Source organism: Pontibacter ramchanderi (assembly GCF_002846395.1).
GTDB classification, from domain to species: domain Bacteria; phylum Bacteroidota; class Bacteroidia; order Cytophagales; family Hymenobacteraceae; genus Pontibacter; species Pontibacter ramchanderi.
Window position 1 is genome coordinate 93,547 of the sequence record NZ_PJMU01000002.1, and the last position, 22,970, is coordinate 116,516.

The window sequence follows — 22,970 nt, forward strand, 5'->3', positions numbered from 1 at the left end:
TTAAAAACCTCGGTTTTTGTGAATAAGAAAAAAATATTAAACGACCCTGTATACGGTTTCATCACGGTGCCGTCTGAATTACTGTTCGACATCATCGACCACCCTTACTTTCAGCGCCTGCGCCGGATCAAGCAGCTTGGCCTGACCGAAATGGTATACCCGGGCGCTTTGCATACCCGTTTTCACCATGCTTTGGGGGCGATGCACCTGATGAACCTGGCTCTGAACACACTGCGCGGCAAAAACAACGAGATATCCGACGCCGAGTTTGAGGCCTCTCTTATCGCCATTCTTTTGCACGACGTGGGCCACGGGCCTTTTTCGCATGCCCTGGAGACGGCCATTTTTCAGGAAGTGCACCACGAGCACCTCTCACTGCACATCATGCACTTGCTTAACGAAGAGTTCGGTGGCAGATTGAGCCTGGCCATCAAAATCTTTACTGATACCTACGAGCGCCGCTTTTTTCACCAACTCGTATCAAGCCAGCTCGACGTGGATCGCCTCGACTACCTGAACCGCGATAGCTTCTATACTGGTGTATACGAAGGAAAGATCGGTGCCGACCGTCTGATCAAGATGCTCGACGTGGCCAACGACAAACTGGTGGTGGAGGAAAAGGCCATTTACAGCATTGAGAACTTTTTGGTGAGCCGCCGTCTGATGTACTGGCAGGTATACCTGCACAAAACCGTGATCAGTGCCGAGCACATGGTGTTGCGCACCGTGCAGCGCGCCCGCGAACTTCTGCAGCAAGGTGTAGACGTTCCGGCCAGCTCCTGCCTCAAGTTTTTCCTGTCGTCCAACCTCACCATGGAAGATTTCCTGAACGACAGCAGTATACTGGCCCGCTTCGTTTCGCTCGACGACCACGACGTATGGAGCGGCATCAAGGAATGGGCCAATCACCCCGACCCTGTTATTTCCTACCTTTCCAAAAGCATTCTCAGCCGCCGCTTGTTTAAGGTTTACATCTCCAGCAAGCCGATTGATGAGGAGATGATGTTGGGTATAAGCGAGTTGGTGCAGGAGCGCTTTCAGGTGCACCCAGAGGACGTGAAATACCTGATGATCTCGGGCCGCATCAGCAACAACGCCTACCAGGCCGAAGGACAGTCGATTGATGTGCTAACCAAAACCGGCTATGTGGTGAATGCGGCGGATGCCTCGGACCTACCTAATATACAGGCGTTAAGCAATAAAGTGGAGAAATACTTTGTCTGTTACCCGAAAGAAGTGGCCGCCCTGTAAAACGAAGTAATTGGACTTGCACAGGATTTGCTTGTGCTCTCCGTAATCTGCTGCAGAATATGGCGGTGCAGCGTAAAGTTTTTAGTAAGTTTGCGCCCCCAATGGGTAGCACATTTTATTTTTTGCTCTAATTTTACAAGATGGAATTCACTATTCAACAGATTGCGGACCTTTTGAAGGGAGAAGTTGAAGGAGACAATACAGTAAAGGTCAGCACATTAGCCAAAATTGAGGAGGCCCAACAAGGAGCTCTCGCGTTTTTGTCTAACCTAAAATATGAACCCTATCTTTATACTACCGGAGCAAGTGCGGTGATCGTGTCGGACAAACTGGAGCTCAAAAAGCCCGTTTCCGCCTCCCTTATCCGTGTAGCCGATCCATATTCCAGTTTTTCAACCTTGCTGGCCTATTACCAACAGGCTGTGCTCGCCTCTAAAGTGGGCGTAGAAGAGCCTTGCTTTATGGGCGTTGGCAGCGAAATTGGCGAAGGCCACTACCGCGGCGCCTTTTCTTACATTGGCAACAACTGCAAGATCGGCCAGAATGTACGCATCTATCCACAGGCGTACATCGGCGATAATTGCACCATAGGCGACAACACCACCATTTTTGCAGGCGCCAAGTTATACGCCAATACCGTAGTGGGCGCTAACTGTACCCTGCACGCCGGCGTGGTGCTGGGCAGCGACGGCTTCGGCTTCGCCCCTCAACCTGACGGAACTTACAAAAACGTACCCCAGATCGGCAATGTAGTACTGGAAGACGACGTGAACATCGGCGCCAACACCACTATCGATTGCGCCACCATGGGCTCTACCATTATCCGCAAAGGCACTAAGATCGATAACCTTGTGCAGGTTGCCCATAACGTGGAAGTTGGCCAGCACACCGTTATCGCCTCGCAGACAGGCATTTCCGGTTCCACCAAAATAGGCAGCAACTGCGTTATTGCCGGGCAGGTAGGCATCGTAGGCCATATCAGCATTGCCGACAAAACCACCATCGGAGCGCAGTCAGGCGTTTCCAAGTCCGTGAAAGAGTCAGGCACCGTCATTCAGGGTTCCCCTGCCTTCGACTACAAACAAAACCTCAAAGCCATTACCGTGTTCCGCAAGCTGCCGGAATTACAGCGTGTTTTAGACGAATTGAAAGAGAAGAATTAAGATTTCAGGTACTTGCTGTGCTCTGCCAATAATTAAAATTGGCAGGCAGTATATAAAATCTTAAGTTTGCACTCGCAATACGCTCTACGCTGTAAGTCTGCTCATACTCTGTGCCCTACAGTTGCGAAGGTATCGCTACAAGTTAACAACGAAACATTAAATGAATTATAAACAGCACACTATCAAGGGTCCGGTTACTGTATCGGGCATTGGATTGCATACGGGCGTTGTGTCGAACATGACGTTTAAGCCTGCTCCTGCAAACCATGGCTACAAGTTTCAGCGCATCGACCTCGAGGGCCAGCCCATCGTGAACGTGGACGTGGACAATGTGGTGGACCTTTCGCGTGGCACAACCATCGAGCAGAACGGTGCCCGTGTAAATACCGTGGAGCACACGCTGGCTGCACTGGTAGGCCTGCAGATCGACAATGTGCTGATTGAGCTCGACGGACCGGAACCTCCGATCATGGACGGCTCATCCATTGAGTTTGTGAAAGCGCTCATCTCGGTTGGCGTACAGGAGCAGAACGCCCTGCGCAACTACTTCGAGATAACGGAAGGCGTGAGCTACAAAGATGAAAAGCGTGGTGTTGAAATTGCCGCTCTACCCCTCGACGACTACCGCCTGACGGTAATGGTGGACTACAATTCGCCCGTATTGGGCAGCCAGCATGCCTCTATCACCGACATGAACCAGTTCGAGGATGAGATCGCCCCTTGCCGCACCTTCTGCTTCCTGCACGAGCTGGAAGCGCTTTATAAGCAAAACCTGATCAAAGGCGGCGACCTGGACAATGCCATCGTGATCGTGGACCGCGTGGTAGAGGACGGAGAACTGTCGTACCTGGCCGATTTGCTGGGCAAGAAAAAGGTGAGCGTGGAGGAAGAGGGCATTCTGAACAACACAGAGCTCCGCTTCAAAAACGAGATGGCCCGCCACAAGCTGCTCGACCTGATGGGCGACCTGGCCCTTATCGGCCGCCCGATCAAAGGACAGATCCTGGCCGCAAGACCCGGACATGCCGCCAACATCGCTTTCGCGCGCCGTGTAAAGAAATTGATACAGGAGGCTTCCATCAAGACTGTACCTACTTACGATCCGAAAAAGCCGGCGGTGATGGATATCAACCAGATCGCGGCCACTTTGCCGCACCGTTACCCCTTCCTGCTGATAGACAAAATCATCCATCTGGACGAAACCACTGTAACGGGCGTTAAGAACGTGACCATGAACGAGCCTTTCTTCCAAGGGCACTTCCCTGGCAACCCAGTGCTGCCCGGCGTGATCCAGATCGAGGCAATGGCCCAGACGGGTGGTATCCTGGTGCTGAACACGGTGGAGAATCCGGAAGACTACTGGACTTATTTCCTGGGTATAGACCGTTGCCGCTTTAAGCGCAAAGTTATACCTGGTGATACCATAATATTTAAATGTGAATTGCTTGCCCCTGTGAAACGGGGTATTGCCAAGATGAGTGGTCAGGCCTTTGTGGGTGGCCAACTGGTAATGGAGGCAGAGATGTCGGCAAGTATAGTAAAGAAAGACGCATGAATCAGCCATTAGCATACATCCACCCAGAGGCTAAAATTGCCCAAAATGTGGTCGTAGAGCCTTTTTCCACTATTTACAAGAATGTAGAGATAGGAGAAGGCACCTGGATCGGTCCGAACGTGACCATCATGGAAGGCGCACGCATTGGCAAGAACTGCAAGATATACCCCGGTGCCGTTATTTCTTCTGTGCCGCAGGACCTGAAGTTCGCCGGTGAAGAGACAACCGCCATTATTGGTGACAATACCGTGATCAGAGAATGTGTGACCATCAGCCGCGGCACCATCGACAAGATGAAGACCGTAGTGGGCAGCAATTGCCTGATCATGTCTTACGCACATATTGCACACGACTGTATTGTGGGAAACAACTGCATCGTGGTAAACGCTGTGCAGATGGCCGGCCACGTGGAGATGGGCGACTACGCCATCATTGGAGGGTCTAGCGCCGTGCACCAGTTTGTAAAGATCGGTGCCCACGCCATGATATCGGGTGGCTCCCTGGTGCGTAAAGATGTGCCTCCTTTCGTGAAGGCAGCACGCGAGCCGCTTACTTATGCCGGCATCAACTCCATCGGCCTGCGCCGCAGAGGCTTCAACAGTGAGCAAATCAACGAGGTGCAGCAGATCTACCGCATCCTGTTCATGAGCGGCAACAACACCACCGAGGCACTGGACAAGATTGAACTGGAGATGGCGCCAAGCCGTGAGCGTGACGAGATCATCAATTTTGTGCGCAACTCCGGACGTGGTATCATCAAGAGCTATTTCTCTAAAGATGCAAATTAACCTAAGCAATTTAGGTAAACGCTACAATTACGAGTGGATTTTCCGGAACCTGACCTATACCTTAGAGTCAGGCACCTCTTATGCCATACTGGGGCATAATGGGTCCGGTAAATCCACTCTTCTTACTGTTATAGCCGGTCATAACCTGCACTCCGAGGGCGAGATCACGTATCTGCTAAGCGGTAAACCTGTTGCGCCGGACAAAGCCTATCGCGAACTCTCGCTCACGGCACCTTATCTTGAACTGGTAGAGGAATTTACGCTGCTGGAGATGATCGACTTCCATACCCGCTTCAAACCGCTGCGCAATAACCTTTCGCACGAACAGCTGGTAGAGCGGATGGGGCTGCAGAAGTCACGCAACAAGTATGTGAAGGACTTCTCGTCAGGTATGAAACAGCGTCTGAAACTTGGCCTGGCCATTTACTCCGACACCAAGCTGCTGGTGCTTGATGAGCCTACCACCAATCTCGACCAGGAGGGCGTGAGCTGGTACCAGGAGCACGTTGCTGCCAACAAGGCAGGCCGCTTGATTATAGTAGGGTCTAACATTGTGCACGAATACAGTTTCTGCGACCAGCACCTCTACATCACGGATTATCACGCGCAGGCCAGGCAAGCTCGTTGATCGTTAATTGTTGATCGAGTTGCTTTAAATTGTAGTCTATTTTCGAATAACTGCCCCATCTTAGGGTGGTCTTTTCTGAAAGTGTTTCGGTTATCCATCCCGGATATCCAACAGGAAATCACAAGCAACGATAAAGGCATAACGAATAACGAAAAAGTTACCAATTTACAGTTAAGGTGCCTAAATTTGTAAGATATAATACTTAACCAGATACCATGGGAAGAGCATTTGAATTTAGAAAAGCCCGTAAGTTTAAGCGTTGGGACAAGATGTCGAAGGCCTTTACCCGCCTCGGCAAAGAGATCGTGATGGCGGTGAAGGAAGCCGGCCCAAACCCGGAAACCAACTCCCGACTGCGCACGGCTATCCAGAACGCCAAAGGCGTGAACATGCCGAAGGACCGCGTGGAAGCGGCCATTAAGCGTGCCTCCTCCAAAGAAGAGAAAGATTACGAAGAAGTAGTATACGAGGGCTACGGTCCGCACGGCATTGCCATTCTGGTAGAAACCGCTACTGACAACCTGAACCGCACGATTGCCAACATGCGCGTTTATTTCTCGCGTGCAGGTGGTGCGGTAGGCAAAACCGGCTCTCTGGATTTCATTTTCACCCGCAAAGGTATTTTTAAAATCGCTGCTGAAGGCTTAGACATTGAAGAACTGGAGCTGGAACTGATCGACGCCGGAGCCGAGGACATTTACGAGCACGAAGGTGAGATCATTGTGGAGACGGCCTTCACCGATTTCGGTGCTATGCAGAAAGCACTGGAAGAGAAAGGCTTGAACGTGATCAGTGCCGAGTTGCAGCGCGTACCGAATACCCGCACAGAATTGACAGACGAGCAGGCCGAGGAGATCGAAAACCTCATCGAGAAGATTGAAGAGGATGACGACGTGCAGGCGGTTTACCACAACATGGCATAACCCCTCGCTTCGCTTTAAAGTATAGTGGAAGGCTGTCTGGCGATGTTTAGACGGCCTTTCTTTTTTGTGAAACCCTACTACCTATGCTGTTATACATACTGTTTATACTAGGTTTCGTACTTCTGATAAAAGGCGCCGATATGCTCGTGTCAGGCGCTTCGTCTATTGCCAAGCGCTTCAACATTTCCGATATGGTGGTCGGCCTGACGATCGTTTCGTTTGGCACTTCCCTACCTGAATTGATCATCAACATTATGTCGAGTGTGCAGGGGCAGTCGGAGTTGGCAATAGGCAATGTGTTTGGTAGCAACGTGGCAAACCTGCTTTTGATCATAGGTATAGCAGCAATCATCTGTCCGCTTCCTATCAAGCGCAACACCATCCTGACTGAAATTCCTTTTTCGCTTATTGCCACGCTGCTGGTAGGTTTCCTGGCCAATGCGGTCTTGTTTGGTGATAAAACGTCGCTGTACATAAGCCGTATCGATGGGGCTATTCTGCTGTTCTTCTTTGTGCTTTTTATGGCCTATATCTGGAATATCGCCAAAACAAACAAAGATGAGGCGATTGAAGAAGAAGACACTCCTATGATGACCATACCCAAATCGGCGCTTTACATTGTGCTGGGGGGCGTAGGCCTATTCCTGGGCGGTAAGTGGGTAGTAGACGGAGCTGTGAGCATTGCGCAGTCATTCGGCTTGAGCGAGTCATTCATCGGCCTCACAATTGTGGCGATTGGTACCTCGCTGCCAGAGCTTGTTACTTCGGCAATGGCCGCTTACCGCAAAAACATCGACATTGCGATCGGCAATGTCGTGGGCTCAAACATCTTCAACCTGCTTTGGATACTAGGTATAAGCGCCCTTATCAATCCACTGCCTTTTAATGTGGTGAGCAACTCCGACATCATCATGATGATCTTTGCCAGCACCCTGTTGATCATCGTTATACCTATCGGCAAGAAGAATACAATTGACCGCTGGAACGGTATTCTGTTTCTGGCAATCTATGTGGCCTACATCGTGTTTCTGGTGCAGAGAGGATAAGGAGGTTTGATAATTTAATAATTCCAAGGATACAGCTCCGGCTCCCTGCCACCCCGAACTTTCATGTGCAGTGGGTGCACCGCTTCAGTTTCTTCGAAGTACAGAAACGCGTCGTAACGATCCGGTATGATGGTGGGTACGTAGTTGCCGAGATGCTCCGTTTTGGGGTCGTACACCACTCCAATGGCGCGATGTGGAACGTGCTGTTGCAGTTCAGGTATAGCTTCTAGGTCCTTGGACAGGATGATCTTATCATCGGTGCTCAATTCGTGCAACATGTGCTCCCAGCTGCCCTGCCGGGCGGGCGGCATATCCATCTTCTGCATAGGCGCTCCCCAGGAACTGCTCGCAATCACGTTGCCCTGGTAACTGCCAAACCCTACCAGCTTTACCTGCTCACGACCGTATCTCTCCCGGGCCAGCTGCCCGATGTTATACATCCCATCGTCAGCCATGTCGGTATACTTTGCATCGCCGATGTGCGTGTTGTGTTCCCAGACAATCGCTTTGGCATTGGGGCCATGTAGTTCCAGCAGACGGTCCAGGGTTTCCATCATGTGGGTGTCGCGCACGTTCCATGAGCCTGCCCCTCCCCTGATCATGGCCCTGTAATATTTCTCGGCATTCACTGCCACCAGTGCATTCTGGGTCGTGCTGAAGTCGTGCTCGGGATCGTCGGGGTATACGGGGCGGCGCGAAACCTGCTCCAGCATCTGCACTACTTCGTCCTGGCAATCGGTGGGCACAAAGGCGGTCGCTTGTGCGTAGTGTTGCGGATCGCGGTGATAGGGTTCGAAGCAACGTACTGCCGCGCGTGCTGCCTCTGCCGCCTTGCCGTCGCGCTGCTCCATAAACTTGAGCACCTGCTCCAGCGACTCCCACAAGCTGTACACGTCCAGCCCATAAAAGCCGACCTTATCGTGTACCTGCCTCAGGTGGTTGAAATCCCGCATCCATTCAATGAGCGCGGCTACCTCCCAGTTGGCCCACATCCAGGTTGGCCATCGGCGGTATACCTCCAGCACCTCGGCAATTTTGCGACCCGAGTTTTGATACCCCTTTATAAAGCGGTTCACAGCGTAGCATTCCGGCCAGTCGCCCTCCACGGCTATAAAGCAAAAGCCCTTGTCCTCTACCAAGCGCTTCGAAATGGCTGTGCGCCAGGTATAGTACTCCGATGTTCCGTGCGAGGCCTCGCCCAGCATCACAACCCGGGCATCGCCGATTTCATCGATCAACACATCCAGGTCCTTCTCTTTCTTGATCGGGCTGAATTTTATGCGTTTGTTTTCCATAGGTAGCAAGAGGCGGTAAAAGTGTATCTAACTCACTCTTAAAATTTTGTGTATTTTACTTCCAATCCGGATTTAATGTTTTGCAAAAAAGAAAGCCCGCCGTACCATCAGGTGCGGCGGGCTTCCCGGAGCCGTAAAGCAGGTATAGCCTACGACTGGTTCTGGTTGGCAAAAACCCTGCGCAGCAGCTCCGTGGTACGGGCGATCGGGTTCTCGCGTATGTTGGCCTCCTCTTGTGCAATGAGCTGAAAGAGGCCGTCCATGGCTTTTTGTGTCGCGTATTCGTCCAGGTTCGGGTTTACTTTCTGCACCATCGGGATCTGGTTGTAGCGGGTTACCAGGTCGGTGTAGTAGCGGGTGGCATTTGTCTTCTCCAGCGACTGGCGTATGACAGGCATGAAGGCCGCCTGCAGTTGCGTGGACGTGGTGCGCTTCAGATATTGGGTGGCTGCGTCTTTGTCGCCTTTCAAAATACCCCAGGCATCCTGAATCGTCATTTGTTTGATGGCGCTCACAAAAATAGGCGCGGCACTCTTGGCAGCATCTTCAGCACCACGGTTCAGGGTCATCACAAAACGGTCCACCTCCTTGCCCAGGCCAACCTGGCGCAGGGTGTTCTCCACACGCTGAACATCAGGCGGGAAAGGGATGCGGATAAGTGAGTTTTTGTAATAGCCGTCGGTTTGCGATGCCTGGCTGGAGCCTTTGTTGATACCAACTTCGAGGGCCTGCTTGAGGCCAGAGGCAACTTCTTCGCGGGTTACGGCCCCGCCTGTGCCGGCCACCACGCCGTCAACGGTACGCTGAATGTCGGCCACGGTGCAGGCTGAGGCGCCTAGGGTGAGGGCTACGAGTGAGGAGTACAGTAATTTTTTCATAAGCTGTTTAATTTTTGGTCAGGCTATACCTGCGCATCGGGGTAAATTACGGAAAATAAAATTTGCCTTGCGCCAGTTCGCCCGAACATCTTTAACTTGAATGAGTTTTAGAGCATGTTTACTTATCATGTTTGCAAGCGCAAAAGTTGAGCAGGAAACATCTTCTTCATCGGCAACGCACAAATCAGACCAAAAATAATTTTATGAAAGCGGTATACGCAGAAATAATAACCATAGGCGACGAAATACTCTACGGCCAGATAGTGGACACCAACTCGGCCTGGATGGGAACGGAGCTAACCAAGATAGGGATACGGGTGAAGCAAATCACCTCCGTGTCGGACGAGGCCAGCCATATTGTGGAGGCGCTCGACAATGCCAAGACCCGCGCCGACATTATCCTGTTGACAGGCGGGCTCGGCCCTACCAAAGACGACCTCACCAAAGATGTGCTGGCCGATTACTTCCACACCGAACTCAAACTCGACGAGCAATCGCTGGCCGATATTACGGAGCTTTTCAAAAATCGTGGCTATGGCCTGACCGAGCTGAACAGGCAACAGGCCTTTCTGCCAGCCTCCTGCAAGCCTGTGCGCAACGTGCTGGGTACGGCGCCAGGTATGTGGTTTGAGGACGGGGGCAAGGTATACGTGTCGATGCCAGGGGTGCCGTTTGAGATGAAGCGCATGATGACCGACATTGTGCTGCCGCAGCTCAAGGCGTTCTTCAAAACCCCGCACATCATCCACAAAGTCATACAGACGGTAGGTATACCCGAGTCGATGCTCGCCGATACGCTGGACGAATGGGAGACTAACCTGCCGCAGCATTTGAAACTGGCCTACCTCCCCCACCTCGGCGGTGTGCGGCTGCGCCTGACGGGCACAGGTATAGATGCTGCTAAGCTGGAGCGTGAACTGGAGGCTGAAGTAAGCAAGCTCGACCAGTTGATACCGAAGTATATTTTTGCCCACGGCGAAGTAGTACTGGAAGAAGCCCTGGGGCAGCTCTTAAAGGAACGCGGCCTCACCATCGCCGCTGCCGAAAGCTGCACGGGCGGCTACCTGGCGCACCGCATCACGAGCGTGCCTGGCAGCTCGGCCTACTTTATGGGTGGTGTGGTGGCTTACGACAACAAGGTGAAAATGCAGCTACTGGGCGTGAAGCCTGAAACCCTGCAACAGCATGGCGCCGTGAGCGAAGCCACCGTGCTGGAAATGGCCCAGAACGTGCGGCAAAAGCTGGGGACCGATATCGGGGTGGCCACCAGCGGCATCGCAGGCCCCGACGGCGGCACGCCCGATAAGCCCGTTGGCACCATCTGGATTGCCTACGCCGACCAGCACGGGGCCAAGGCAAAACTTTTGCAGTACAACAAAAACCGACAGCTCAATATCGAGTATACTGCCTTGGCCGTGCTCAACCTCGTGCGCCAAAGTTTGAATATAGCGGTTGATGAATAGGCTAAAATCCTTAACTTTGTTTGCAAATTCGGGTTGTTGGGTATAGCATGGCGTTGCTGTTCTGTGTCTTAACGACCTATTAAACTGTCCCTTATTAGAACAACGAATAAATAAAATATGGCACTTGTAGAAATGGTTATGCCCAAAATGGGCGAGAGTATCATGGAAGGTACCGTTCTGAAATGGCTCAAAAACGTGGGTGACACCATTGAGCAGGACGAATCGGTGCTGGAAGTAGCTACAGACAAAGTGGACACGGAAGTACCTGCCATTCAGGGTGGTGTGCTGAAGGAGATACTGGTACAGGAAGGCGACGTGGTAGCCGTGGGCGCCCCGATTGCCATTATCTCTACCAACGGCGAAGACACTGCCGCTCCTGCCCCTGCCGCTACAGAAGCTCCTGCCGCCGCAGCACCAGCCCCACAGGCCGCCGCGCAGCCTGCAGCCGCTTCTTCTGACGGTGCCGTAACCAAACTCGACCAGCCAGCGTCTGGCCGTTTCTACTCGCCGCTCGTGCTCAACATTGCCCGCGAAGAAGGTATTTCGATGCAGGAACTGGAGTACGTACCAGGCACAGGCAAAGAAGGTCGCGTGTCGAAGAAAGACATCCTGACGTACGTGGAGAGCCGCAAAAATGCGCCGCAGCAAGCTGCCGCTCCGCAGGCCCAACCACAGGCACAAGCTCCTGCCGCAGCGCCTCAGGCCGCTCCAGCGCCAGCTGCACAGCCACAAACGCAGGCTGCCCCTGCCGCTTCCAAACCAGCTTCTTCTTATAGCGGAAACGTGGAAATCATCGAGATGGACCGCATGCGCAAGATGATTGCCGACCGCATGGTGGACAGCAAGCGCGTATCGCCGCACGTAACTTCTTTCGTAGAGGCTGACGTGACCAACATCGTGAACTGGAGAAACAAGTGGAAAGACGTGTACAAGAAGCGCGAAGGCGAGAACCTGACGTTCACACCAATCTTCATTGATGCGATTGCCAAGGCGATTAAAGACTTCCCGATGATTAACGTGTCCGTGGACGGGGGCAACATCATCCGTCACAAAGACATTAACATCGGTATGGCCGTGGCCCTGCCAAGCGGAAACCTGATTGTGCCGAACATCAAGAACGCCGACCAGCTCAACCTGAACGGCCTGACCAAAAAAGTAAACGACCTCGCCAACCGTGGCCGTATCAACAAACTGACGCCAGACGACCTCGCAGGCGGTACGTACACCGTATCGAACGTAGGTTCTTTTGGCAACGTGATGGGCACCCCAATCATCATGCAGCCTCAGGTGGCGATTATGGCCGTGGGCGCTATCAAGAAAAAGCCTGCCGTTATCGAGACGCCAGAGGGTGACCTAATTGGTATCCGCCACTTCATGTTCCTGTCGCACTCCTACGACCACCGCGTAGTGGACGGCTCGCTGGGTGGCATGTTCGTGCGCCGTGTGGCTGATTACCTTGAGAACTGGGATGTAAACCAGTCGATTTAAGTTTTGACAAAGGAGTTTTTTGACGAAAGACAAAGGACTTCCGACATAAACAGAAAGCCTGCCTCCAGAAATTGGGGCAGGCTTTTTTGTAGGTGTTAGGTAAGGCTGTTAAAAGTTAGATGATGATATTCGTGATTACACCCTTTGCGTCATACTCAAAAAGTATTGCATCATCTGTTGCTGTCCCACTGCTTGTTTTGAAATTTACAAATAGCTGGCCGTCTTCTTTCAGATGATAGGAGTTTGGGAAAATATCTTGGAGGCTACTGATATTATCCCCTACCCTAATATGATTTTGACCGTTAAAACTCATGATAACAGAGCCTGAGTTTATATTAATACTGACTAACTTGTCAACATCAAAATAAAAACTTCCATGCTTGTAGGTATACAAGTAATAGCTCTTATTATCTTGCTCAGAACGTACATTGTCAATACTTTTAGGTTTTCCTAAAACTGAGGTTAGAGCTGTAGGGGTATCATTCAATTTAAATATGGAGCTTGTCTCCATGTTAATTTTAATAGCCACTGCTGATGGATCTATTAAATCTGGCAATCTAGAATTCGTTTGGCTTTGAGCATCACAGCCGTAAATACCTATACAAATGATTACCAGAATTGAGACAACTATTTTTTTCATAACTATGATTAAATAAGTTTGCAGTGCTGTACACAATAATATAGATATTTATATAAAAAAAAATATTCTTAAGTATTTCTACCGTCTTTATTCTTTATAGAAATCAAAAGCTAAGTTCACCTTCATCACCAAAACTATGAGAGTTGCCATCGCCTGGATAGTAGCCGCCGTTTTTCTTTTCGCAGCCGTTTATTTCTACTGGAAAAAGAATGATGCGGAAAGCCGCTTGCGCATCGCCGACAACAAACTGGCTGAAACGGGTCAGCAACTGGAGCAGGAAGAAGCCGAAACGGATTCACTAGAGGACATGATGCTGCCGCCGGACACGATGAGTGTAGCTCCTCCAGGTGGTGTGGAGTTTGTGGACGAAATGGGCAGCCTTAGCGAGAGCGACATACAGAAACTGCGAAAAAAAGGCCTGCGCAACCCCGAAGTGGACCTGATGAACGACCTGAGCCGCAAGCAAGGCCAGCTTATACCTAAAGAGGGCGTAGTAGGTGGCACGATGACCATCCGCGACAGCCGCATCCTGAACGACCGCTATGCCATGGCCTATTATGAAGACGGCCATATCGGCGGTTACATGATCTTGCGCTACGAAGTGAACAACGGCAATATTACCTGGAGAGTAGTGGATAGCTCTGGTTTGTAGCTTTCTGCACGGTATTTGAGTATAGGGAAACAGGTATAAACCCAAAGCACTATGACGTCACTTGCCCTCCTGTTTCCTGTACTCTTTTCTATGCTGTTTAGTCAGCAGACGAATCTTCAACTTGCTGATGATATCAGAAAAGATGCCCAACTGCTTGCCAACACGTCGGTTTTCATAAGTGATAATGCTACGTTAAGCCCTTCCCTGCAGACAGTGGACAGCGACATGCAGTTGTTCCTGGTAACAGCTAGCATTGACCTTTCGCTAAGCAGGTATAGCGCGAAGCAATTGGGCAAACACCACGTGCAGACGTGGCGTTTCAATGAAGGTAACATCACAGCCATTCACCAGATCGAAACCAGCATCGACCTGGATACAGTTGTCACGCAGCGATACCTTGAAAACAGGGCTCCCACGCAACAGCGCATCCAAAACAACTTCCAATTTCGCACCTACGCCGTTTCAACTGCAGATGCACCGATCAAGCTCTACTACCTTACCGAAGCCGAGCAAGGCTTGCTGGAGTATAAGATAGACGATCGCCACGTGGAACTTGTGTATTCTAAAAAGAAACAAGGCTTAAGCGACCTGATGCCCAAAGTGAAGGACGAACTGGATCAGTTGGTGGTGATGTTGAGTAAGGAGTAAACCAACAGCGGCCGTTCTCGTGAGGGAACGGCCGCTGCCTTATTTATCAAAGCTTATACCTTAAAGCGATGCCAGACTCTGCTCAATGGCGTGAATCTTGGCTTCGGCATCGGCTTGCTTCTTGCGCTCGTTGGCAATTACTGCCTCAGGGGCACCACTTACAAAGCGTTCGTTGCTAAGCTTTTTCACAACTGAGTTCAGAAATCCTCTGGTGTACTCCAGCTCTTTTTGCAGACGTTCACGCTCTGCGTCTACGTCGATGTTGCCCTCCATCGGAATAAAGAACTCGTCGCCAGCCTCTACGAAGCTAATAGCACCCTCCACACTCTCCTGTACCAGGGTTATTTCGTTGATGTTGGCCAGCTTGCGGATGATGCTGATAAAGTCCTCGTAACCATCCTGGTTCATCACTTTAATGGCCAGATCAAGCGGTTTGTTCGGCGATATATTCTTGGAGTTTCGGATGTTGCGGATGGCGGCTACGATTTTGAGAACGCTCTCCATTTTCTCGTTCAGCTCCTTGTCGAACTTGTCCTGTTTCGGCCAGGCTGCTACTATGAGGAACTCCTTCTCTTTGCGCTCTTTCAGGTCCTGCCAGATCTCCTCGGTGATGAATGGCATGAACGGATGCAGCACTTTGAGCACTTTCTCCAGGTATACGATCGTCGTATCAAGCGTCTGCTTATCGATCGGCTGCTGGTAGGCCGGTTTGATCATTTCGAGGTAGCTCGAGCAGAAATCGTCCCATACCAGTTTATACACCGCCAGTAGGGCATCCGAAATACGGAACTTCGTAAAGTGATCCTCGATCTGCACAAAAGCCTCGTTGAAGCGGGAGTCGAACCAAGCCATGGCCGTTTCGTTCGGGCAAGGCAAGCTCTCGTCCACTTGCCAACCTTTGATCAGGCGGTAAGCGTTCCAGATCTTGTTGCTGAAGTTACGGCCCTGCTCTACCAGTTTCTCATCGAACAACAGGTCGTTACCAGCTGGTGAACTGAACAGCATACCTGCCCGCACACCATCGGCTCCGTACTGATCGATCAGGTCGAGCGGGTCTGGTGAGTTGCCCAGCTGCTTCGACATCTTACGGCCCTGCGTATCGCGCACAATACCGGTAAGGTATACGTTGCGGAACGGCGGCTCATTGCGGAACTCAAAACCAGCCATGATCATACGCGCTACCCAGAAGAACAAGATCTCCGGAGCCGTTACCAGATCATTGGTTGGGTAGTAATATAGGATGTCTTTGTTATCCGGGTCCTTGAAACCATCAAAAACTGAGATCGGCCATAGCCACGACGAGAACCAAGTATCCAGCACGTCTTCGTCCTGACGCAGATCTTCGATCTGCAGGTTGTCGTTGCCGCTCTGCTTGCGGGCCAGTTCCAGCGCCTCTTCAGCTGAAGTGGCCACTACAAACGAACCATCCGGCAGGTAGTAAGCAGGTATCTGCTGTCCCCACCACAGCTGGCGCGAAATACACCAGTCGTGTACATTCTCCATCCATGAGCGGTACATGTTCTTGAACTTAGGCGGGTGCAGCCGAATTTCGTCGTTCATCACGGCCTCAAGGGCAGGTTTGGCCATTTTGTCCATCTTGCACCACCACTGCATCGACAGGCGCGGCTCGATAACAGCACCCGTGCGTTCCGAGGTCTGCAGCACGCTTGCGTACTCTTCTATCTTCACTAGCAAACCAGCTTCCTGCAGGTCTTTCACGATGTTGCGACGTGCTGCGAAACGGTCCTGGCCCACATAAAGCTGTGCTTTTTCATTCAGCGTACCGTCATCGTTCAAAATATCGATGGTCGGCAGTTTGTGTTTCTGACCCAGTTCATAGTCGTTTAGGTCGTGGGCAGGCGTTACTTTCAGGGCACCTGTACCGAACTCAATCGACACATACTCATCCAGGATCACCGGAATTTCCTTGCCCAGCAAAGGGATACGCACAGACTTGCCGTGCAGGTGGGTATAGCGCTCGTCCGTTGGATTTACCGCCACGGCTACGTCGGCCATGATGGTTTCCGGACGGGAAGTCGCAACGGTGATATAGGTTGGTTCTGCAGCACCCACTACTTCGTAGTTCAGGTGGTACATTTTGGCCATGGTGTCTTTCGGTACTACTTCTTCGTCAGAAAGAGCCGTTTTGCCCTGCGGATCCCAGTTTACCATGCGCACACCGCGGTAGATCTGGCCTTTGCGGTACAGGTCCACAAACACCTCGATTACGGCAGCCGAAAGCTCGTCTTCCATCGTGAAGCGGGTTCGGTCCCAGTCGCAGGAGGCGCCCAGTTTCTTGAGCTGCTCCAGAATGATGCCGCCGTACTTCTCTTTCCACTCCCAGGCATACTTCAGGAATTCCTCGCGTGTCAGGTCGCTCTTGTTGATGCCTCTCTCCTTGAGCATGGCCACCACTTTCGCCTCTGTGGCAATGGAAGCGTGGTCAGTTCCCGGTACCCAGCACGCCTCCTTGCCTTTCATGCGGGCACGACGGATAAGCACATCCTGAATCGTGTTGTTGAGCATGTGGCCCATGTGCAGCACGCCCGTTACGTTTGGCGGCGGAATCACAATGGTGTAAGGTTCTTTTTTCGGGTTAGGCGTAGAACGGAAGAGGCCGCGCTGCATCCAGCTGCTGTACCACTTCTCCTCTACTTCTCTGGGATTATATTTCGTTGAAATCGACATCGTAAACTGATTTTATCTGCTAATTGCGCTAATTGGCAAAATTAGGAATTTTGATTTAATTGTTGATTGCTAATCGCTGATAGTTCATCCTCAGGTATAATAAAACTCCTGCAGGGTTTGTTGAACAGACAGGTATAGCTATAGACCATCAGGTACACCTATACCTGTCAGACGACTCGGATATCATACCTGGTCAGTAAACCTGCCAGTCCATCCTGCGAGAACTTCGCCTTTTTGATCGTATTCAGTTCTGGGTCGATGCTATAGTTGTAGGCCGTGGAGAAATCCGCTTCCGTCAGAGTAGTATGCTCGAAAACTGCCCCGGCCAGATCTGTATTGTCGAACCTCGCTTTTGTTAAAACAGCCTGCTCAAACACCACGTTTTTGAGGGAGCAATCGACAAAGGTGGTTTTCGGCATTTTCCGCCTGAGGAAAGAGGTATAATCCATCTGACAACTCTCAAAGCTTACCGTGAACAGAAACTCCTCGCACTCGCTGAAGTTGATGCCTGTAAGTTTACACTCTTTGAACGTGACATTGTTCAGCGTCGACCCGAGCAGCTTGAGCATAGCCAGGTTGCAGCCCACAAACGTGCAGTCAGCGAAGCGGTTGTGAGAGAAATGGGTGTTGGAGAAGTCGCAGTTACGGAACACGCAGTCCTCGAACTCCCTGCCTCTGATGACTTTGTTCGGGTAGCTGATTTTCTCAAATGTCTTGTCCTGGTGCAGTTGCTCTTCCATGGGTATAGATACTTTAGACAAAAGAATTTTTGACAAAGGATAAAAGACGCGTGACTAGTGAACGGTCGCCTATAAGTCAAGTACACTTAGCTTATTACTTAATAAATTCTGGTCCTTTCTTCAATTTGATGTCGCTAAAAATAAAAAAACCTGCCGCAAGAGACAGGTTTTTTGTGCTTTGGTATTGGCTATACCTTAGCTGGCCTGGTGCAGCCAGTCTTTCTTCGCCAAGAGCTCTTCTTCTGTCTCGCGGTAGTCTGGGTCGTCGACGCAGCAATCCACCGGGCAGACAGCGGCACACTGAGGTTCCTCGTGGAAGCCCATGCACTCGGTACACTTATCTGATACAATGTAATAGAACTCGTCTGAAATAGGAGGCTGCGGTGCATCGCCGGGGATGATTTCACCGCCGTCGATCTCTACTTCTTTGAGCTCCGTGCCGCCGCCCCAGGTCCATTCCGCACCGCCTTCGTATATGGCAGTATTCGGACACTCTGGTTCGCAGGCGCCACAGTTAATACATTCATCAGTGATCATTATCGCCATAATCGTATCTCCTGTATATTTTTAGTACTTTTGTATCGCTTTACTTATCGAACAAAATTAGGAACAATACCTATCCCTATCAAATAAATTTTAACACAGCGGTTTGCCATGACATTAGAGAACAGAATCGAAGCTTTCGTGAAGTTGGGGAAGCAACTGCAGGACATGACGCCTGAGGATCGCCAGGCCCTCGCCTTTGTGGCAAAGGCCAAGAACCCATGGTTCGACGAGGCCAACGTTTCGGCTGCCCTGCAGGGCATCATCACCCTGCTCGATGAACAGTATCTCCGTGAATGGCTTTACCCCTACCACCTCAAACAGGTTACACCTAAAAAGGTTGGCGTGGTGATGGCGGGCAATATTCCGATGGTCGGTTTCCACGATTTTCTGTCGGTTTTGCTGAGCGGGCACTTCCTGCTGGCCAAACTGAGTTCCGATGACGATGTGCTCATGCGCCGCCTGGCCAGTATGCTGGTAGCTATAGAGCCAGCCTTTGCCAACCAGTTCGAGTTTGTGGACATGCTCAAAGAGGCCGACGCCATTATCGCGACAGGCTCTGACAACACGGCCCGCTATTTTGAGTACTACTTCGCCAAGCGCCCGCATATCATCCGGAAGAACCGCACCAGCATTGGCGTGCTCACGGGTCACGAAGAGGAAGAAGACCTGCGTGCCCTGGGCAATGACATTTTTCAGTACTACGGCCTGGGCTGCCGCAACGTGTCCAAGGTATACGTACCCGAGGGCTATACCTTCGACGAGCTGTTTGAGGCAAACGCGCAACACCACAACATACTCGATCACCACAAATACCAGAACAACTACGACTACAATAAGTCGATTTTGCTGGTAAACCGCGTGCCCCACTTCGACAACGGTTTCCTGCTAGTACAGGAAAGCGAGCAACTGGTATCGCCTATCTCGGTGCTGTTTTACGAAACTTTCACCTCGCTACCTGACCTGCGCCACAAACTGGCTGCGGTAAAAGACAAGACGCAATGCGTGGTGTCAGCCCACGGCTGGTTAGAGGGCAGCATCGCCTTTGGTGAGGCCCAGTGCCCGATGCCGTGGGATTATGCCGATGGCGTGGATACAATGGCGTTTTTGCAGCGTTTGTAAGGTATAGCCAGGGCTTCAAAATCAGCTTCTTCTTAGAACCAAAATAACAGTGTGGCATGTTTTGTGGTTATATACCTGCCAACACTAAATTTTGATAACTATGAAGAGGACCGAGAAGAGAGCCAGTCTGATCGAAAAAGAGCGCATTCCGATGCTCCATTTTAGCACTGAGGATGTGCTGAAAGACCCTACTGCCCGCAGTATACGCTCATACGAGGCAAACCGCGCTACCATTCTGGGCAATGCCTACCGCAACAAAGCGATTATCACTTTTTGCACCGACGATGGTGATGTCAAGAAAGTAGAAACCACTGTCTGGTGCTACGACGATAAGTTCGTGCTGCTAAAGTCAGGTACGTTCTTGCCGCTGAAATCCATCCTTAAAATCGAAAACAGCTAATGGCGCAACAAATTGCTCACCTCAAAGATCGCTATACCTGCCAACGAAACGTAGCAAAAACATAACAGCCCGCACAAGAAGATAAGACTTCTCTGCGGGCTGTTTTGGTTATGCAGCGTTGTATACTTCCAGTAGGTAAACCTGAAAAAAGGGAATACTCGTGCACGATTCGGACAAGTCACAACCTGTCCCTACGAGATAAACTTTCTCCCTTTTTAACTTCCCAACTTTCTAACTCCTTATATTCTCTCAAGCACCTTCACGATCAGGCTGTCGATCACCTCTTCCGCATTTGTCGCGAACTCCTGAGAAATACGATTCGCTACAATGGCGTTAAGCGATAGCATTTCGTGGCCCAGCAGACGGCCCATAGCGTAGTAGCCAGCCGTTTCCATCTCGAAGTTAGTGAAACGGAAGTCGCATACCTTGAAGTCCTGGTATACCTTGAGCAGATCCGGATTACGCAGGCCTCCGCGCAGCACACGGCCCTGTGGAGCGTAGAAGCCCGGGCAGGTAAGGGTGTTTCCCGGTATCATATCAAAAGCAATCTTGTCGATCAGCATCTTTGAGCCGTTGACTACATACGGACGGAAGCCAACACCCAATTGCTCCTGAAGTGCTTTGGAGATGCTCTGTTCGTTTTCGTCCTGCTCCAGCGGATAGAACTCCATGAGCGAATCCAGGCCGATGCCGTAGTGCGATGCCAGGTGACTGCCCAGCGGAATATCCGACTGCAGCGAGCCCGAGGTACCGATACGCACAATCTTGAGCGAGATATTCTCCTCATTTGGCTCCCGCGACTGAAAATCGATGTTCACCAACGCGTCCAGCTCGTTCATCAGAATATCGATATTATCGGTTCCCATTCCTGTTGAGATGACCGTGATGCGTTTGCCTTTATAGTAGCCGGTATGCGTCACGAACTCTCGCTTGGTGATCTGCACCTCTATTTCATCGAAATACTTACTCACCATCGGCACGCGATCCGGGTCTCCTACTGTAATGATCGTATCCGAAATATGCTCCGGCTGCAGGTTGAGGTGGTAGATCGTGCCGTTTTTATTGATGATCAGTTCTGATTCTGGAATTGCCATAGATTGGTTATGTTAGAAACAAAGAAAAGCGTGGCTGGTGGGCGCACGCTTTTCCTAGCTTTAGAGAATACTTATTTAGATACGGTAGAAGTCTTGCGACGGTTGAATCCTTTCAGCGGATTGTAGCCATTCAGGTTCTTCTGGTAGTAACCAGTGCCGTCGTAGGCGCGTTTTTCAGGGTGCTCTTTGCACTCGGTAGAGCAGGCGCCTTCCAGTTCCCAGCCGCATTTCTCGCAGATGGGCACGTGCAGGTTGCACACCGGGTTGGCGCAGTTTACCATGCGGTCTTCCACAGTGCCACAAACGTAGCATTTGGAAATTACTGTAGGATTCACAGAGTTCACATCCACCGCCACACGGTTATCGAATACGTAGCATTTGCCCTCGAAGTCTTCGCCGCCTGCCTCCTTGCCATACTTGATGATGCCACCATGCAGCTGGTATACATCTTCGAAGCCCTGCTCCAACAGGAAGGCACTTGCTTTTTCGCATTTGATACCGCCGGTGCAGTAGGTCAGGATCTTCTTGCCTTTCAGCTCTTCTTTCAGCGCATCAATCTTCTCCGGAAACTCCCGGAAGTTCTCGATGTCCAGCGTTACGGCATTTTTGAAACGGCCCACGCTGTACTCGTAATCCGAGCGCATGTCCATGATCACCACGTCTTCGCGATCCTTCATCTCCTTGAACTCCTTCGGCTCCAGGTGTATACCGGTACGCACGTTCGGGTCTATGTGTAACAGGCCGGAATGCACGATCTCGGCTTTGGTACGCACGTGCAGCTTGGCGAAGGCGTGCTTATCAGATTCGTCTACCTTAAAGTCGACTTTGGCGAAGCGCGGGTCGGCTTTCACGATCTCCATGTACCTGTCGCAGTCGGCCTTCAGACCCGACACAGTGCCGTTAAGGCCCTCTTTGGAAATGATGATGCGGCCGAGCAGATTCAGCTCCAGGCAAAGTAGGTGGTGCTCCTCCCGGAACGCCTCAGGGTCTGCTATTGGTGTGTAGCAGTAGTACAGTAGTATGCTGTAGGGTTTGTTCATAACTGCTTAGGTTCAACTAAGTGTTAAAATTAATTGTTGATTGTTTGCCCCTTTGGGGCTATTGTTAAATTGTTGGTGGTTAAATTGTTGTTAGTGCACGATTGGGCAGATCGCGATCTGGCCGTACGAACGGGCCTGGTTTTATACCTGCCCACCATGACGTTACGGTGTAACGTAGCTACTTTTCAACTATCTAACTACCGGCAAATTTCTTGCTTTTCTCTTTAACCAAAAATGACTTTGGTCAGTTCGGTTTTCAAAAGCAGGACAGGTATAAAATTACTTAACCGGTGCAGCCGGGTTGCCGAATACAGTGGCTTTGGCAGGCACGTTCGCAACTACCACAGAGCCAGCGCCTACACGGGCGTTCTTACCAATTTTCACACCCGACACGATCACAGCACCTGAACCAATAAAGGCACCGTCTTCCACTACCACTTCAGAGTTAACAATGGCGCCTGCACCGATCTGTACGTTATCGCCGATCTCGGCTTTGGTGTCTACCAGCGCACGCGATTCGATGATGTTGTTGTCTCCGATCTTTGCGTTGTTATTCACGATGGCACCCGCTGCGATCATGTTCCCATGACCCAGCCAGGCGTGTTCTGACACTGCACTGAATTTATGGATCGCATTCACAGGCACCACCTTGTACTCGTCTTTGAGCATCTTGATCAAACCCTTGCGGGCGGCTGAGTCCTCTACAGCCACAAATACATCGCACTTCTTGCCGATCAGTTTCAGGAATTCGCTGTCTTCAGTGCCGCTCATCACCGACACATTGTTCAGTTCCTGCTGCTGCAGGTCCTTGCTGTCGTCGAGGAAGCAGTACACCACCACGTTGTTGCTGTTAAATATATCGAGAGCTGCCGTACCCAGTTTCTGGGCACCAAGTATAATTACCGGATTTTGCATAGCCTATGTC

At 51.0% G+C, this 22,970-nt stretch carries 22 protein-coding genes; 13 read left to right on the forward strand and 9 right to left on the reverse strand.

Annotated features, from left to right (window positions below; all coding sequences use genetic code 11):
- The first annotated feature begins 18 nt into the window (after nt 1–18).
- The 7 genes from BD749_RS07120 to BD749_RS07150 all read left to right on the forward strand — a co-directional run bounded on the left by BD749_RS07120 (nt 19) and on the right by BD749_RS07150 (nt 7,354).
- Nucleotides 19–1,251 carry an HD domain-containing protein gene (locus BD749_RS07120; RefSeq protein WP_101443725.1) on the forward strand — a complete coding sequence of 411 codons (1,233 nt, stop codon included), beginning with the start codon at nt 19–21 and terminating at the stop codon, nt 1,249–1,251.
- Between the two features lie 140 nt (nt 1,252–1,391).
- Nucleotides 1,392–2,414: a UDP-3-O-(3-hydroxymyristoyl)glucosamine N-acyltransferase gene (gene lpxD / locus BD749_RS07125; RefSeq protein WP_101443726.1), complete on the forward strand. Its 1,023-nt coding sequence runs from the start codon at nt 1,392–1,394 to the stop codon at nt 2,412–2,414.
- Between the two features lie 160 nt (nt 2,415–2,574).
- The gene (locus BD749_RS07130; RefSeq protein WP_101443727.1) at nt 2,575–3,969 is read left to right on the forward strand and encodes a bifunctional UDP-3-O-[3-hydroxymyristoyl] N-acetylglucosamine deacetylase/3-hydroxyacyl-ACP dehydratase; all 1,395 of its coding nucleotides are present in this window, start codon (nt 2,575–2,577) and stop codon (nt 3,967–3,969) included.
- Complete coding sequence (gene lpxA / locus BD749_RS07135; RefSeq protein WP_101443728.1) at nt 3,966–4,757, forward strand: acyl-ACP--UDP-N-acetylglucosamine O-acyltransferase; 792 nt, start codon at nt 3,966–3,968, stop codon at nt 4,755–4,757. The genes BD749_RS07130 and lpxA overlap by 4 nt, the downstream gene beginning before the upstream one ends.
- Nucleotides 4,747–5,385, forward strand: a complete 639-nt coding sequence (locus BD749_RS07140) for an ABC transporter ATP-binding protein (RefSeq protein ID WP_101443729.1) — start codon at nt 4,747–4,749, stop codon at nt 5,383–5,385. Before lpxA ends, BD749_RS07140 begins: the two co-directional genes overlap by 11 nt.
- 215 nt (nt 5,386–5,600) lie before the next feature.
- Nucleotides 5,601–6,308 carry a YebC/PmpR family DNA-binding transcriptional regulator gene (locus BD749_RS07145; protein WP_101443730.1) on the forward strand — a complete coding sequence of 236 codons (708 nt, stop codon included), beginning with the start codon at nt 5,601–5,603 and terminating at the stop codon, nt 6,306–6,308.
- An 83-nt stretch (nt 6,309–6,391) separates the two neighbouring features.
- A complete protein-coding gene (locus BD749_RS07150; protein WP_101443731.1) occupies nt 6,392–7,354 on the forward strand; it encodes a calcium/sodium antiporter in 963 nt (320 codons plus the stop codon).
- A gap of 14 nt (nt 7,355–7,368) precedes the next feature.
- Here BD749_RS07150 and BD749_RS07155 read toward each other — a convergent pair whose 3' ends face one another.
- Nucleotides 7,369–8,649, reverse strand: a complete 1,281-nt coding sequence (locus tag BD749_RS07155) for an erythromycin esterase family protein (protein WP_101443732.1) — start codon at nt 8,647–8,649, stop codon at nt 7,369–7,371.
- 149 nt (nt 8,650–8,798) lie between these two features.
- Nucleotides 8,799–9,527 (reverse strand): DUF4197 domain-containing protein, encoded by a 729-nt coding sequence (locus BD749_RS07160; RefSeq protein WP_101443733.1) that lies wholly within the window; start codon nt 9,525–9,527, stop codon nt 8,799–8,801.
- Between the two features lie 203 nt (nt 9,528–9,730).
- Here BD749_RS07160 and BD749_RS07165 point away from each other — a divergent pair, with 203 nt between their 5' ends.
- Both BD749_RS07165 and BD749_RS07170 read left to right on the forward strand, forming a co-directional pair.
- A complete protein-coding gene (locus BD749_RS07165; protein WP_101443734.1) occupies nt 9,731–10,990 on the forward strand; it encodes a competence/damage-inducible protein A in 1,260 nt (419 codons plus the stop codon).
- 117 nt (nt 10,991–11,107) lie between these two features.
- A complete protein-coding gene (locus BD749_RS07170; RefSeq protein ID WP_101443735.1) occupies nt 11,108–12,478 on the forward strand; it encodes a dihydrolipoamide acetyltransferase family protein in 1,371 nt (456 codons plus the stop codon).
- A gap of 115 nt (nt 12,479–12,593) precedes the next feature.
- Here the strand turns inward: BD749_RS07170 and BD749_RS07175 are convergent, their stop codons facing one another.
- Nucleotides 12,594–13,118 carry a hypothetical protein gene (locus BD749_RS07175; protein ID WP_101443736.1) on the reverse strand — a complete coding sequence of 175 codons (525 nt, stop codon included), beginning with the start codon at nt 13,116–13,118 and terminating at the stop codon, nt 12,594–12,596.
- Nucleotides 13,119–13,254: 136 nt separating this feature from the next.
- On the opposite strand from BD749_RS07175, the gene BD749_RS07180 reads away from it, so the two are divergent.
- Both BD749_RS07180 and BD749_RS07185 read left to right on the forward strand, forming a co-directional pair.
- The gene (locus BD749_RS07180) at nt 13,255–13,770 is read left to right on the forward strand and encodes a hypothetical protein (protein WP_101443737.1); all 516 of its coding nucleotides are present in this window, start codon (nt 13,255–13,257) and stop codon (nt 13,768–13,770) included.
- A 51-nt stretch (nt 13,771–13,821) separates the two neighbouring features.
- The gene (locus tag BD749_RS07185) at nt 13,822–14,418 is read left to right on the forward strand and encodes a packaged DNA stabilization protein (RefSeq protein ID WP_101443738.1); all 597 of its coding nucleotides are present in this window, start codon (nt 13,822–13,824) and stop codon (nt 14,416–14,418) included.
- A gap of 60 nt (nt 14,419–14,478) precedes the next feature.
- On the opposite strand, the gene BD749_RS07190 is transcribed toward BD749_RS07185, so the two are convergent.
- From BD749_RS07190 to BD749_RS07200, 3 genes are all read right to left on the reverse strand, one after another.
- A complete protein-coding gene (locus BD749_RS07190; protein WP_101443739.1) occupies nt 14,479–17,106 on the reverse strand; it encodes a valine--tRNA ligase in 2,628 nt (875 codons plus the stop codon).
- 167 nt (nt 17,107–17,273) lie between these two features.
- Nucleotides 17,274–17,846: a pentapeptide repeat-containing protein gene (locus tag BD749_RS07195; protein WP_101443740.1), complete on the reverse strand. Its 573-nt coding sequence runs from the start codon at nt 17,844–17,846 to the stop codon at nt 17,274–17,276.
- Nucleotides 17,847–18,041: 195 nt separating this feature from the next.
- A complete protein-coding gene (locus BD749_RS07200) occupies nt 18,042–18,392 on the reverse strand; it encodes a 4Fe-4S dicluster domain-containing protein (protein ID WP_101443741.1) in 351 nt (116 codons plus the stop codon).
- Between the two features lie 108 nt (nt 18,393–18,500).
- Between BD749_RS07200 and BD749_RS07205 the strand changes: the two genes are divergently transcribed.
- Nucleotides 18,501–19,511 carry an acyl-CoA reductase gene (locus tag BD749_RS07205; protein ID WP_101443742.1) on the forward strand — a complete coding sequence of 337 codons (1,011 nt, stop codon included), beginning with the start codon at nt 18,501–18,503 and terminating at the stop codon, nt 19,509–19,511.
- Nucleotides 19,512–19,611: 100 nt separating this feature from the next.
- Nucleotides 19,612–19,911 carry a hypothetical protein gene (locus BD749_RS07210; RefSeq protein ID WP_101443743.1) on the forward strand — a complete coding sequence of 100 codons (300 nt, stop codon included), beginning with the start codon at nt 19,612–19,614 and terminating at the stop codon, nt 19,909–19,911.
- A 239-nt stretch (nt 19,912–20,150) separates the two neighbouring features.
- On the opposite strand, the gene BD749_RS07215 is transcribed toward BD749_RS07210, so the two are convergent.
- The 3 genes from BD749_RS07215 to BD749_RS07225 all read right to left on the reverse strand — a co-directional run bounded on the left by BD749_RS07215 (nt 20,151) and on the right by BD749_RS07225 (nt 22,960).
- Nucleotides 20,151–21,005 carry a nucleoside phosphorylase gene (locus tag BD749_RS07215; protein ID WP_101443744.1) on the reverse strand — a complete coding sequence of 285 codons (855 nt, stop codon included), beginning with the start codon at nt 21,003–21,005 and terminating at the stop codon, nt 20,151–20,153.
- Between the two features lie 71 nt (nt 21,006–21,076).
- Entirely contained in the window at nt 21,077–22,045 is a 969-nt protein-coding gene (trhO, locus tag BD749_RS07220; protein WP_101443745.1) for an oxygen-dependent tRNA uridine(34) hydroxylase TrhO, read from the reverse strand.
- Nucleotides 22,046–22,324: 279 nt separating this feature from the next.
- Nucleotides 22,325–22,960, reverse strand: coding sequence for a NeuD/PglB/VioB family sugar acetyltransferase (locus tag BD749_RS07225; protein ID WP_101443746.1), 636 nt, complete (start codon nt 22,958–22,960; stop codon nt 22,325–22,327).
- Between the last annotated feature and the right edge of the window lie 10 nt (nt 22,961–22,970).

Excerpts from the sequence above, each read along its gene's own strand:
- lpxD (WP_101443726.1), top strand. The coding sequence starts at position 1,392 with ATGGAATTCACTATTCAACAGATTGCGGACCTTTTGAAGGGAGAAGTT.
- BD749_RS07130 (WP_101443727.1), top strand. The coding sequence starts at position 2,575 with ATGAATTATAAACAGCACACTATCAAGGGTCCGGTTACTGTATCGGGC.
- lpxA (WP_101443728.1), top strand. The coding sequence starts at position 3,966 with ATGAATCAGCCATTAGCATACATCCACCCAGAGGCTAAAATTGCCCAA.
- BD749_RS07140 (WP_101443729.1), top strand. The coding sequence starts at position 4,747 with ATGCAAATTAACCTAAGCAATTTAGGTAAACGCTACAATTACGAGTGG.
- BD749_RS07145 (WP_101443730.1), top strand. The coding sequence starts at position 5,601 with ATGGGAAGAGCATTTGAATTTAGAAAAGCCCGTAAGTTTAAGCGTTGG.
- BD749_RS07150 (WP_101443731.1), top strand. The coding sequence starts at position 6,392 with ATGCTGTTATACATACTGTTTATACTAGGTTTCGTACTTCTGATAAAA.
- BD749_RS07155 (WP_101443732.1), bottom strand. The coding sequence starts at position 8,649 with ATGGAAAACAAACGCATAAAATTCAGCCCGATCAAGAAAGAGAAGGAC.
- BD749_RS07160 (WP_101443733.1), bottom strand. The coding sequence starts at position 9,527 with ATGAAAAAATTACTGTACTCCTCACTCGTAGCCCTCACCCTAGGCGCC.
- BD749_RS07165 (WP_101443734.1), top strand. The coding sequence starts at position 9,731 with ATGAAAGCGGTATACGCAGAAATAATAACCATAGGCGACGAAATACTC.
- BD749_RS07170 (WP_101443735.1), top strand. The coding sequence starts at position 11,108 with ATGGCACTTGTAGAAATGGTTATGCCCAAAATGGGCGAGAGTATCATG.
- BD749_RS07175 (WP_101443736.1), bottom strand. The coding sequence starts at position 13,118 with ATGAAAAAAATAGTTGTCTCAATTCTGGTAATCATTTGTATAGGTATT.
- BD749_RS07180 (WP_101443737.1), top strand. The coding sequence starts at position 13,255 with ATGAGAGTTGCCATCGCCTGGATAGTAGCCGCCGTTTTTCTTTTCGCA.
- BD749_RS07185 (WP_101443738.1), top strand. The coding sequence starts at position 13,822 with ATGACGTCACTTGCCCTCCTGTTTCCTGTACTCTTTTCTATGCTGTTT.
- BD749_RS07190 (WP_101443739.1), bottom strand. The coding sequence starts at position 17,106 with ATGTCGATTTCAACGAAATATAATCCCAGAGAAGTAGAGGAGAAGTGG.
- BD749_RS07195 (WP_101443740.1), bottom strand. The coding sequence starts at position 17,846 with ATGGAAGAGCAACTGCACCAGGACAAGACATTTGAGAAAATCAGCTAC.
- BD749_RS07200 (WP_101443741.1), bottom strand. The coding sequence starts at position 18,392 with ATGGCGATAATGATCACTGATGAATGTATTAACTGTGGCGCCTGCGAA.
- BD749_RS07205 (WP_101443742.1), top strand. The coding sequence starts at position 18,501 with ATGACATTAGAGAACAGAATCGAAGCTTTCGTGAAGTTGGGGAAGCAA.
- BD749_RS07210 (WP_101443743.1), top strand. The coding sequence starts at position 19,612 with ATGAAGAGGACCGAGAAGAGAGCCAGTCTGATCGAAAAAGAGCGCATT.
- BD749_RS07215 (WP_101443744.1), bottom strand. The coding sequence starts at position 21,005 with ATGGCAATTCCAGAATCAGAACTGATCATCAATAAAAACGGCACGATC.
- trhO (WP_101443745.1), bottom strand. The coding sequence starts at position 22,045 with ATGAACAAACCCTACAGCATACTACTGTACTACTGCTACACACCAATA.
- BD749_RS07225 (WP_101443746.1), bottom strand. The coding sequence starts at position 22,960 with ATGCAAAATCCGGTAATTATACTTGGTGCCCAGAAACTGGGTACGGCA.